This window comes from Gimesia fumaroli (genome assembly GCF_007754425.1).
GTDB classification, from domain to species: domain Bacteria; phylum Planctomycetota; class Planctomycetia; order Planctomycetales; family Planctomycetaceae; genus Gimesia; species Gimesia fumaroli.
This window is the reverse complement of sequence record NZ_CP037452.1, coordinates 3,389,307-3,402,186: the sequence shown is the minus strand read 5'-3', so window position 1 is coordinate 3,402,186 and position 12,880 is coordinate 3,389,307. Positions and strand designations below refer to the sequence as shown.

The window sequence follows — 12,880 nt, the reverse complement described above, 5'->3', positions numbered from 1 at the left end:
CACAACATTACAATAAATCACATTCGTAATCACGTCCCCCACATTGAGAGAAACACCGATGAAACATCACTGGTGGAGTCTAATACTGATGCTCTTACTAATCTCCCTCCCGAACAAAAGCGATGCTGCCGATTCCATCCAACGAATCAATGATATTGAATACGCGACCACCCCCGAGCAGCGTCTGCTCCTCGATCTGTATCTGCCACGAGATGTCAAACACCCGCCGCTGCTCGTCTGGATTCACGGCGGTGCCTGGCGTGCCGGCTCGAAAGACAACATGCCGCTCACCGACCTCGTCCAGAACGGCTTCGCCGTCGCCAGTGTGGAATACCGGCTCTCCCCGGTCGCGAAATTCCCCGCCCAGATTCACGACATCAAAGCCGCCATCCGCTTCCTGCGCGGCTCCGCAGAAAAATACGGCTATAACGCCGACAAAATCGGCATCCTCGGTTCCTCCGCCGGCGGGCATCTCGTTGCTCTGATGGGTGTCACCAACGGACATCCACAACTCGAAGGAAAACTCGGCGACTTCGACGACGAATCATCCAGCGTCCAGGCCATCGTCGATTATTACGGCCCTACGAATTTCATGACCATTCTCCCACAGTCCACGCCGCACGGCTTAAGCGTCCGCGTACCCGCGCTGCAACTGCTGCTCGGCGATCGCCCCGAACGAACACCGGATCTCGCCAAACTCGCCAGTCCCGTGTTTCACGTCGACGATCAAGACCCGCCGCTCTTACTCATCCACGGCGATCAGGACCCGCAGGTCCCCATCAATCAATCCCACGAACTCCACGGCAAATATAAACAGCACAAGCGCGACGTCACCTTCGAAGTCATCCACGGCGCCGCTCACGGCGGCCCCGAGTTCTTCGACGCAGAACGCACGCAGCTCGTCGAAACCTTCCTGAAAAAACACCTCAAAAAGTAGGGGTCGACCCCTTGTATCTGCTCTTGACTGTCTAGAGTTCTTTGTTTTGATAGGCAGATAAAGCCAATGTTTCCCGCCTTTAAAGGCGGGAAACATTGGTGGCGAGTGTCAGATCGTGTCGGCCCCTGGTCTTAAAGACCGAGTTGTAGCTGGATCGCCACTCGCTTCTCATGCCTTAACCCGTACAGTCGCCAGAGCGGTGCACCACCACCAGCTCGTATTTGCAAGGAAGGGCCTTAGCATGCATCAGCTTAACACAGAAGACGTCGGAATTGATATTTCAAAAGCCAAGTTTGATGTCAGTTTCCCAGATCGTTCCAAGTCCGTTGTTTACAAGAACACACCAGCCGGGAGAAAAAAGTTCATCGCTGTCCTTATGAAGCTTCAGCCAATTCGAGTCTGCCTGGAAGCAACCGGCGGCTGGGAAAACAGGCTGGTTGCCTGTCTGCACCAGCACAAGTTTCCGGTTTCTGTCGTCAATCCCCGACTGATCCGGGACTTTGCCCGAGCGAAGAATCAACTGGCCAAAACCGGTGAGATTGACGCGCGCATCATCAGGGAATATGCCGAGGTGATGGACCCACGGCTCACTCCACCTTTAACAGAGGCCCAACAGAAAATGCGTGAATTTACTTCTCGCCGGGAACAGACCAGCAAGATGATCATCCAGGAAAAGAACCGTCTGAAGACCATTGTGGACCAGGACGTCATCAAGATGATTGAACAATCCATTGCTTTCCACAAAGAACAGCTCAGGCTGATCGAGAAGGAACTGAAGGCACTGATTGACGCCGACGAGGAGTCCCGTGAACATTCGAAAATATTGCAATCGGTACCAGGCATCGCCAGTATCACGGCGGCCCTGCTCATCTCTGATCTGCCGGAACTGGGAACTCTGAATCGGAAACAGATCTCACGGTTAGTCGGTGTCGCTCCCACGAACCGTGACAGCGGAACCTTGAGAGGAAGAAGGACGATTGGCGGGGGACGAGTCCGGATCAGAAACGGATTGTACATGCCCACCGTAGTGGCCTTGAGGCACAACCCGATCATCAGTGCGTTCTATAAACGGCTCGTCAAAAACGGAAAACCGAAAATGGTCGCACTCGTGGCTGCCATGCGCAAACTGCTCATCATCCTCAACACCATGCTCAAAGAAGGAAAACAATGGGAGGCAAACGTGAGAAATTCCTGAATTTTTAAGACAGTCGCTACAACATCATTACATCGACACCACCTCGCAACACGCCATCGAGCCCTCATTTTCTCCCCAGCTTCTCCATTCCCCCAGAGTGAACACTTACGACGAATTTGCCGATGAAAGAGAAAAGACTCGGCATTTTTTCGGCATTGGAAGCGTAGCGCGAACAGGGAGCGTGAAACTGTGTGGCTAAAGGACTTCGTTCCCATTCTGATCCTGCTGCTGGCACTCCCGTCACATCAGACAGTCGGAGAAGAAACGGCCGATGAAGGAGCAGGGGAGCCGCCGGCGAATGCCAGGCCCGAAGTCATCCCCCCGGACCAATTCAAACCGGATCAGCTTCCAGTTGCCGATCTACATGTCGCACAACCCGATAACCGGCTACTGAGCCCCTGGCTGAATAAAGACAACGGTGTCACCGTCACCCCCATCTATTACGGCGAACTCTTCACGAACGCCCACGGCGGCATCGCCACGAACGGCTCGACCCAGTACGAAGGCCTGCTCGATCTGTCGCTCGACTTTGATTTCGAGAAAATGGACCTCGCCATCCCGGGCCGCGCGGCGTTGCTGTTTCAAAATACCCATGGACGGGGGCTCGATCAGTTTGTCGGTGCCACACAGCTCATCAGCAGCATCGACTCCTATGACAACATCACCCAGATCAGCGAGCTCTGGTGGGAACTCGATTTCTTTGATGAGGCGGTCACCTTCCGCATCGGCCGACAGGACATCAGCACCGAATTTATCACTATGGAGACCGCCGGCGATTTTATTAACTCCGCGTTCGGCCTCTCTCCCTCAGCCGGTCTCCCGTCGTTCCCGGCTCCCAGTCCGGCGCTCATTATGATGACCGATCTTAGCGATTCTATCACCTTCAAAGCCGGCCTCTGGGACGCCTACCGCAGTAATGAGCGGGGCATTTTCTCTCAAAACGGTTCGGTCCTGTACATCGCCGAATTTGAATACCGTTACACCACCGCCCGGAACGGTCTACCCGGCAAATTCTCAGCCGGCGTCACCTATGAAACCCCGGGCGAAGTTCCCGCTGGTGCTATCCCCCGATCGTTCGGCTATTATCTGCAGATCGAACAAATGTTGTATCGCGAAGCCGACAGCACAGACGACAACCCGCAAGGACTCTCAGTCTTTGCTCAGCACTATCCAACCGAGACCAACGGCAATTCCCCATTTCCCGAGATCCCCCAAGACGGCCTGGCCGGTTTCGCCTACACGGGACTGCTCCGCGGCCGCGATGAAGATGTCATCGGTGCCGGCATCGGCTGGGTCGAACTCAACCAGGGAGGCACCGATGAGGAATTGATGGTCGAAGTCTTCTACAAAGCCCAGATCAACGACAATCTGAGCATCCAGCCCGACCTGCAATACATCAATACACCATCCGGCCTCTACCCCAGCGCCCTCGCAGCCGGCATCCGCTTCCAGCTCGATCTGTAAAACGGGCGGGTGGCACCGTTGGCTTGCCCAACGGTGAATAGAATCAGCTTCCAAAAATACAGCTTTTCGTGCGTTTCGTGGTAGCAAAAACAGACATCCGTGTCGCACCCTCGTATTGCCAGTAATCCAGCACGAGCCAGGCCCGAATCAACTTCGGACCCAGCACGGATTTGGAAAATAACGGAAACGCTGACAGCCATCAATGATGGTGATGGAATGCAGGATCTTTCTCATTTCCTCCCGATAGCACATACGCGAGCAAATCGAGGATCTGTTCTTTATCCAACGTGTTGAGCAAGTTGGCCGGCATGATTGAAACAGGTGAAGAGCGTTGGAAATCAATATCACTCTTCAGAATCTTCTGTTCCTTCACTTGCGGTGGTCCTGTGACGAGTGTCAACGAAGTCTTATCTTCAGCGACAATATTCCCATTGAGACTCCGGCCATCTTCCAGCAGGAGCAGTACCGTTTTATACTTATCCTCAATTTTACGGGAAGGCTCAAGAATCTCTGCCAGAATTGCTTTGGCGTCGTGCTTATGCTTCTTCACAACTTCATCAAGATTCGGACCGACGGAAAGATTCTTGCCGAGGGTGACACTATCCTTATCTAATTTGTGACACTGGGCACAGGCAAGCTTAGTGAAGATTTCCTTACCCCTCATAAAGTTCCGATGTTGTCCCACACGTTTCACGTCTTTTTCCAGATCAGCCAGTTTCCACTGCGTCACCTTCGTGACCTGCTCCGGATTCTTTTCGAGAAACGTCTTGAGGTCGTTGGTCACATACATCGTCCCACGCATCAACAGGTGATGTCCGGGGAACGAGCAGATATAAGGATACGCACCCTCTTTTGTCGGCGCGACAAACTCGATCACCTCTTCCTGACCATGATCGACCAGTTTGCTGTGCCAGAGAATTTCTTTGCTCTCCGGAATAAAGCCGACCGAAAACCCACTGGCTCCCAAAGCAATCGCCGCCAGACCAACTTCATCGGCTTTCCCGGGATTGACAAGCATAATGTTGTGAGGCATATAATCCGGGTTGGCAAACGTGAGCTTCACCTTCTTGCCGGGCTTCACGGTCAGTTTCGTCACGTCGTATCGCATCCGTTCGCGGACCGTCCCGATGCGAATTGTCGTGAGTTCCGGTGTATCACTGAGAATGCCTGACTTCTGTGTCTCAGCTTCTTCCGTTTCTGCAATCACACCGCCACGCATGGTGCCTTCCACGTTGAACCACAAATGCTTCACCGTGTTCGCAGCAATTCGCGCGTGCGGCTCGGGAGACTTCAAAAGCACTCCCAGCAATTCCAGATTCCGATCGTTGTGCTGCTGATGCAACCAGAGTGCTTCCAACAGGTGGTGTGCGTCTTCTTTTTTATTCGGATCAAACTGCTTGATCCATTCCTTTGTCGCAGCGATCACATCAGCGGAATCGCGTTCACTCAGTTCAACGCGGGTCCGGTGACGAATGCCATCAATGGGTGACTTCAGATTGTCGAGTAATGCGGCAATCGGCTGACCGTCAATGGCAACCGGTTTTTGCAATGGACGTCCCTTGGCGGTCATTCGATAGATACGACCATGTTGATGATCGCGATTGGGATCGCGCACATTGTGCTGCATATGGCCGATGATCACATTGTGCCAGTCGCAGAAATACAGCGAGCCATCAGGAGCAAAAATCGCATCCGCGGGACGGAAATTCTTGTCACCGCTCATCATCAGACCTTTTGATTTGTCCTCCGTTTTGGAACCGTCGGCATTGAGCCGCGTAACCGTAAGATCAGCCCCGGCAGGCTCGCCCCAGACGGTCCCTTTTTCGCCATCCCGCGCCAGGTCATAATGCTTAATGCCGAGAAAGCCAATCACATTACAGATCAAAAAGTCGCCTTGCATGGACTCCGGGAAGTGAGCACTGCTGACCACTTCGCTGGCCGTCACGGGCCGCACTTCTTTCTTCAAGAGCTCGTGCATTTTGAACCCGCCCTTATCCGGACGAACCTGATACGCACGACCGCCAGTCCCATCGGTTGCGTAATGATAACCCCAGTAGTCAAACGCAATCCCATGCGGGTTCGGCGAATTGACGGCATGCATCGAAATGGTGAAGCGCCGCGGATCGAAGCGATACATGGCCGATTCACTGGCTTGCAGAGAAGGCCCCCAGGGATGTTCGTGGTTATGCACCATGAATACGCCGCTCTGCCAGTAAATGGCGCCATCGGGGCCATAGATCAAATTATTCGCCGCGTGATGGGTATCCGAAGAATCCAGACCTTGCAGCAACACGGTACGCACATCGGCGACGTCGTCGCCGTCAGTATCTTTCAGGAACACAATTTCCGGCGCGGAAGCAACCAGCACGCCGCCATTCCAGAACTCAAAACCAAGTGGATTCTGGATGCGGGCAAACTCGGTCACGCGATCTGCTTTGCCATCGTTGTTGTCATCGTGCAAAATGATCAACGCATCGTTCATCTCTTTCAGCGGTTCCCACTTGGGATATGTCGGCCAGACAGCCGCCCACAGGCGCCCCTTGGTATCAAACTGCATCTGTACCGGATTAACCAGTTCAGGAAACTGTTTTTCATCGGCGAACAGGCTCACCTCAAACCCGTCAGCAACCGCCATATGCTTGATGGCTTCTTCACCGCTGATATAGTTCAGGTTCCCCTCTTTCATTGCGCTGGAACTTTTGCTCCCCCCGCCAACATTCGAAATCACTTTCACCGGATTCGGCACGTTGCTGTCGTCAACTTTCAGATCCTGCCCTTTGGCAAGCGCCCAGATTCGGGCATCGCGATTGTTCGTCATCACGTCCAGCATCGAAAGTTCATGCTGTAAAACAACGGCGTTGGTTTGATCGTTCGTGAACTTGAGAATGGATCGGCCGCCCCAGACGTCATTCCCGTCACGGGCGCGATAGCGGTTATTCCACTTATAAGCCTTATCCAGTACAGCCGACCGCAGGGGCTCCATCGTTTGCGACGCAGTCACCTGATGACCAAACAGAGCGGATGAAATCACTTCCGCCAGTTGTTTGTTCCCTTCTGCCGTCAGATGCACGCCGTTGATGGTCAGAGGTGTGCTCGACTCTTTGAACATCTGCAGGGAAGGATGGAACAGGTCCACATACGCCACTCCCGCTTCACGGGCCGCGGCTGCCGTTGCTTTGGTATAGGCAGCCAGTTGAATGTTATGCGCTTTGCCGTCAGGAACGTTTTTGCTGCCGGTGTCTTCATGTGCGATCGGGCTGAACAACACAATCCGCGGGAACGATTTTCCGTTCGCCTTCGAGCCACGGGTCTTTTTGACAAAATCAATGAGTTTTCTCTGATACTCGCCCGCCTTTTTCACGCCTTCAAATGATTCGTTATACCCGAAGAATGCAAACACGACGTCCGCCTTCACATGCCGCAGATATTCGGTAATCGTGGCGGCACCTTTGCTGCGCGGGAACGAATCCACACGATCGCCACTCGCGCTCATATTGCGAAAACGGACCTGCTTGCCTTGCAGCTCACTCTGGAGCAGCGTTTCCAGCCAGCCATCATGCTGCATCCGATCGGGTAGTCCATTACCGAGAATGGCAACGACATCCCCTTTTTGAAAAGCAAACGGAATCGGATCGCGGTAGTTGGCCGGCACGTCAACCAGCGTCGGATCCACCGTTTTACTGTGTGACTCTGCACCGACCGATTTGGAAGTCGACTTATAAGGCACACCCGGTTTTCCAGCGAAGGTCAGGTATTCCAAATTTCCTCGTTTCTTGACATCAATCTCCATCGTAAAAGGAGCAGCCACGTCCGTGATGCGGAACACCGGTTTGCGATTCGCATCCAGTAGCGTCAGTGTGAAATCTTCCAGGCGGCCTTCGAACCCACTCCGGTTCCAGATACCCACCTTTTCCACGTCGACATCCCGACCAAGATCAACTTCCCACCAGGGATTTTTCGTTCCTGCATTAGCAGTATGAGTCTGCCCGCCTTTGCCCCAGTCAGCACTTTTATTGCCATCGAGTGCCTTCGCGGCGACTCCGGGCCCCATTGTGCTTGACTGAGTCGCCTTGCCACCTTTCGCGACATTTTTTCCACCGCTGATCACTTCGACTTCCGCCAGCGTCAAAATGCGTTTATTGCCCGGCAGTTCAATGCGCACAAAACGTGCCGGCTTACCGGTCACGAGTGATGCGGTTGATTTCTTGGACTTTTTTGCCTTCGCGTTTTTCTTTTTGGGAGCGGGTTTCTTTGGGGAATCGGTTCGCTTCGTATTGTGGTTAGCAGGAATCGGACTTGTGAATCCGGCATACGCTTCCGGCTTGATCCCGTGCGCGTAAGTTCCGAAGCCAAACGTATTTGGTTCGAACGGTCCCACGAAAGCCACATTAGCGTCTGCTTTGATCGCGTCTTCCATACCCAGCGCCCAGAAACACGCGTTAACCAGCATCCGCCGGTAGCCGTCATTCAACAGATCTTCGGGCGTTCCATACAACGTCGTAAACACGCGGCCCTTTTTGCCGGATGGAGAAGTATATGTTCGCGTCCACTCCGAAGGCATCGGCGGCTTCGTTTCATCAGCCGGAGAATCCGGCTTCATGCCGTTTAGCGGCTGCGCCATCGTCAATACTTCACCATCGATGGGCTTGCCGACATAACCGCCCGCCTGCACCCAGATGTCTTTCACGCCACGTAAAATCGGATGCTGCTTTTTATCATCAATAATGCTGATGCGTGTGCTCTGCTTATGGTTGGTTCCATAGTGCCCCACCCAGGTCTGCCCCAACACCTGATGCCCAAAACCCTTCTCGTAGTTTTTGTCTTTACTGTTATAGGAATATTCTGAGAAGGGAGCAGAGGCAGGCATATTGAATGCGTGCGTTGAAGTTCGCATGCCGACCACCGGGCCACCCCGTTTGAGATAATCCACGAAATGCTGCATCTGTTCTTTGGGGAGATTCTGAAACCGTAGAAAGACGACTGCCAGATCTGCCGAATCGAGCGATTCCATGCCGGGAATGTTCGAATTGCCCGCCACGATTTCACCCGTTTCCGGATCAATATTAAACAGCACGGTGCACTTGAAGCCGTGATGCTTCGCCAGAATGCGTGCCAGTTCCGGTAGCGATTCTTCAGAACGGTATTCGTGATCGCCGGCCAGGAAAACGATATGCTTTCCTTTGCCCACTCCCTCAGTCCCTTCATAAACCAGCGGCGCGGCACTGGCGAAGTTGACGACAAGGAGCGTTAAACAGAGAGAAACAATCCGGCAAGCGGATTTCAGAGGTGCGTCTGCAACGGGATGGAAAAAATGTTTCATTGTTCGAGCGTAATCCGTAAAAAAGAGCGAAGAGCATCGGAGTGTAAATTGTGTAGATACTCCCAGTTTAATTACGAACCGGGGCAGAAGCTAGGGTTTCGCCTCCGTTCTGCCAGAAAAAAGCAGGGCATTCAGAAAAGCAGGCAAGAATGAAAATCTGAGCGCAGAAACGAGCGAGGTCTCAGAAATCGAAACAACAGAATCACACCACGTTTCAGATCAATTCGGGAATCAAATCCCGACGTTCCAGAATATAACGCGGCCTGCCGCTATGATCCGGAAACGTAGTCGCAGGGTCGATGCCCAGATGGCGATACAGCATTGCCAGTACATTTTCGGGACGATAAGGAGCGTCTGCCGGTGTGCCTCCTTTATCATCGGAAGCGCCAATCACCTGACCGGTTTTAATTCCGCCCCCGGCGAGGGCAACGCTCATCACGCGTCCCCAATGGTCGCGGCCGGCAGTCCGATTAAATTTCGGGGTCCGACCAAATTCGCCCATCGCCACCACCATCACTTTTTTGTCGAGCCCACGTTCATGCAGGTCTTCCACGAGTGCCGCAAATGCCCGGTCATAAGGAATCCCTTTATCCCGCATCCGTTTGACCAGATCGCGATGATCATCCCAGCTCGGGCCGGTCACGCGCACCGAAGCCACGGTCACACCATGCTCCACCAGTCGGCGGGCGAGCAAAATATTCTGGCCAAACGAGGTCATTCCGTAACGCTCGCGTGTGTTCTGATCTTCTTGAGACAGATCAAAGGCATTGCGGGCAGAGTCACCCGCCACCATCTCGAAGGCTTCTTTGGTGTATTGATCGATGGCGTCACCGATGCCGTTGTTATCAATAATTTCGCGCGTCGCATCGAAGCCCTTGAGTAGAGCCTTGCGATCCTGCATCCGCTCTGCAGTCAATCCGCGCAACAGAGTCAGGTTGGGAACCTCAAAGTTTTTGGCATCCGCATCGCGGGCGGTGATGAAAGGATTAAAACCTTTCCCCAGCCAGGCGGCGCGACCATACCGCATATCGCGCGGCAACGAGACATACGCGGGAATGCCGTCTGCATTACTGCCGCGGACTTTGGACGTAATACAGCCGATGCTCGGCATCTCGTTTTCTCTGTTCTGGCGATCGCGCAGATAATAGCCGGTTTGCGTCAGATGACTGCTGGTGCCGTGACTGCCGGAATCGTGATGAATCGAACGGATAATGGCCATTTTATCCAGCACCCGCGCCTGTTCTTTCATGAACTCGCTGAACTGCACTCCGGGAACAGCAGTGCTGATCGGACTGAGCGGCCCCCGATATTCAGAAGGGGCATTTGGCTTGGGATCATAAGTTTCATGCTGCGCCGGTCCCCCCGCCAGTTCGAGAAAGATGATCGCCGTATTCTGTTTGGACTGTCCCCGTTCCGCCGCGTGCGCCTTGAGGCGGAGAATATCGGGAAGAGAAAGCCCCATCAAGCCGGTCAAACCCGCTTTCACAACAGACCGTCGTGAGATGCCATCGCAAAATTCTGCAGTACGTCGAGACATTCCTGCTCCTTTCCCTGGTGAGTCTGGCGGGAGTAATGCGGGGTCAGCAATCATTGCCTATAAGGGGGGATAATTAAATATCGATATTCACCAATATATCAAAACCGCCCCCACGCATCAACACCCGTCGATATATCTGACCGCATTTGTCAGAATTTCCCAGCTGAGTGCAGAGGGAAAGCAGGGCGACACCCCAAAGATCGGGTACCCTCGTAGGGGTCGACCCATGTGTCGACCCGCCTCGCGACATCCCCACCAGATCACACTCACATCGGCAACACGCAAAACATCCGCGTGTGCCACTGACCGGCTTGCCCGGCAGTGCTTCTATTAGCCCCCAAACATCCAGCGTGCCACCACACAAACACCCCTACATCACGCACGGCACACACCTCGTATGGGCGTCCTATGTGGCTGCCCGCCGTTAGACACTCGTTTTGATTTTTTCAATAAACGGACGCAGCGCCTTCTCCAGACGAATCATGGCATCCACCATTTTTTCAATTATTGGTTGCCACTCCGATTCGTCATCCCGGTATCCGCCGTTCATTTCAAACAAAATCCGACTGGCTTTGAGATCATTCAAACGTCGCCAATCCAATGGCTCTCCAAAAACGGTTTCTATCTGATCTTTTTGAGCGTACAAGGTATCAAAGATCTGTTTGTTCTCTTCTTTAGCCCCGACGCCAAGATCAATATAGAGATCCACAATCGACGTATGCTGCGTCAGCTTGTAAGTGTAGGCCAGCCCCCGCACGCCCGAACCCGTTCCGATCCAGTGATATTCCGAGGGCGAAATATTCGAGTGCAAATCCGTTTGTGTATTCGCATAGTTCAGCAGCTGCGTCCAGAATCGTTTGCGGATTGAATACCGTTCGGCCCGATCTTTCCGTTCGCGGCGTTCTTTCTCTCGAATCTGCACCGTATACGCGGACGCTTCCGGCAGGGGGACGATCTGTTGCACATCGACCAGAATCTTTTCGCCATCCTGGTAGGGCTTCATCCGCATACAGCGGATATCCAGATCCCGCTCGTTCAGCCAGAGGACGGCTGTGGTCAGTTCTTTGGAAAACTCGGCCGAGGCCAGAATGATCCGCACGTCCTGGGCAAAGCGGTCTTCGTCCGGCTCACTCCAGTCGAGATGTTCCAGCAGCGCCTCGCGGGCATCGGTGTTACTGCCGATTTTATTCAGGTAGCCGGAGAAGACTTCCACGGCCCGGTCGAACGTCATCGCCGAGACCATCGCCGCATAGCGAATCGCCTGCAGCTCCATATGTCCGCCATCGTCGGTCCGCTTGAGTTCGATCACCACCAGGTTGGCATCCTTGTCGACACCCAGCAGATCAATCCGCCGACTCCCTTCGGTCCACTCCCCGAACTCCTCAGCAATCACCAGCGTATCCGGCGAAATCACCTCCACCTGCATCCGCAACAACCGCTGCAAATCATTCCGCTCCTTGACCCCTGCCTTGGCATAAGAGGTCTCTTCCAGTTCCCGCAGACGATCCGCAGTGATTTCATAAATGGCCATGGTTTGTCTTTATTGTAGTAATCAAACGGCTGGATATGGTGGTTCTTCGTTGAGTATTATTCTTTCTTTATTAGTCAGGGAACCATTCTCCAGTGAATACATCTGCTCCCAGATTATTTACTCCCCCTGGTATTACTGGTAATTCAATTGAAGCAAAAGGTTCCCCAACAAGCGTACCAATATAATCATGACATATTTTTCGAATAATCTTTGTGGCCTCTGTAAGTGGAATATATTTTTTATGCTCTTTGGGAATATCTCCCTGCATTCCGTGCCTGGAATCAAGCCCAGAGGCTGAAAAATTATTTGCGGTAAATCTAAACTTATCATTTTCGGACGAGGAGATGACTTCACTTTTTTTAAGCGTTTCAGGAGATAAATGTTTTATAGTTTCATAAACCTGATATAGCGTCACCCAGGATGTATCCAATCCCAGCAACCGCACCAAAATATATAAATCATCATTCTTGAGACTTTCCTGAACTAAACGAAGTGCTGGTGAGTGTGGCACTGGGAGTTTTTCTTTGATTTTGTGTAGTTTCTTTTTTACTTCCTCACGAACTATATATGGAAAACTGAGGTCCGGATACCATTCCTTCCTTTCGTCATTTTCGTGTAAACCTTCAATTTTTTGACGTGGCATTCTTGGTAAATAAAGAATAAATGCTCCATTGAGTAATCCAACTAGTTCATAACCAATTTGCCAGACATACTGAAAATCTTCAACATCATTGCAAAGCCAACTTTTTAATCGAAAATCACCGGTTGAATGATCAAAGTGTCCATTCTCTTCATAGACGTATACATCTTCGCTTGAACCATTCATGCTATTCCAATGAATGGTATTGTCTGACAGCAAGAACTCCCATTCGTTGTTAATCACTTTAAACATATTT

At 52.5% G+C, this 12,880-nt stretch carries 7 protein-coding genes; 3 read left to right on the top strand and 4 right to left on the bottom strand.

The annotated features are described in order from the left end of the window. Positions 1-58 precede the first annotated feature (58 nt). From Enr17x_RS12870 to Enr17x_RS12860, 3 genes are all read left to right on the top strand, one after another. Positions 59-937, top strand: coding sequence for an alpha/beta hydrolase (locus Enr17x_RS12870; protein WP_145309298.1), 879 nt, complete (start codon positions 59-61; stop codon positions 935-937). Between the two features lie 241 nt (positions 938-1,178). Continuing rightward, on the top strand, positions 1,179-2,132 hold the full coding sequence (locus Enr17x_RS12865; RefSeq protein WP_145309296.1) for an IS110 family RNA-guided transposase: 954 nt from the start codon (positions 1,179-1,181) through the stop codon (positions 2,130-2,132). Positions 2,133-2,321: 189 nt separating this feature from the next. Continuing rightward, positions 2,322-3,596, top strand: a complete 1,275-nt coding sequence (locus Enr17x_RS12860) for a carbohydrate porin (RefSeq protein WP_145309295.1) — start codon at positions 2,322-2,324, stop codon at positions 3,594-3,596. A 199-nt stretch (positions 3,597-3,795) separates the two neighbouring features. On the opposite strand, the gene Enr17x_RS12855 is transcribed toward Enr17x_RS12860, so the two are convergent. From Enr17x_RS12855 to Enr17x_RS12840, 4 genes are all read right to left on the bottom strand, one after another. Then, positions 3,796-8,916: a PVC-type heme-binding CxxCH protein gene (locus Enr17x_RS12855; protein WP_145309293.1), complete on the bottom strand. Its 5,121-nt coding sequence runs from the start codon at positions 8,914-8,916 to the stop codon at positions 3,796-3,798. 214 nt (positions 8,917-9,130) lie between these two features. Further along, complete coding sequence (locus tag Enr17x_RS12850) at positions 9,131-10,453, bottom strand: DUF1501 domain-containing protein (RefSeq protein ID WP_145309291.1); 1,323 nt, start codon at positions 10,451-10,453, stop codon at positions 9,131-9,133. Positions 10,454-10,877: 424 nt separating this feature from the next. Continuing rightward, positions 10,878-11,984, bottom strand: coding sequence for a DUF4268 domain-containing protein (locus Enr17x_RS29605; RefSeq protein ID WP_198001131.1), 1,107 nt, complete (start codon positions 11,982-11,984; stop codon positions 10,878-10,880). A 70-nt stretch (positions 11,985-12,054) separates the two neighbouring features. After that, on the bottom strand, positions 12,055-12,876 hold the full coding sequence (locus Enr17x_RS12840) for a hypothetical protein (RefSeq protein ID WP_145309289.1): 822 nt from the start codon (positions 12,874-12,876) through the stop codon (positions 12,055-12,057). Between the last annotated feature and the right edge of the window lie 4 nt (positions 12,877-12,880).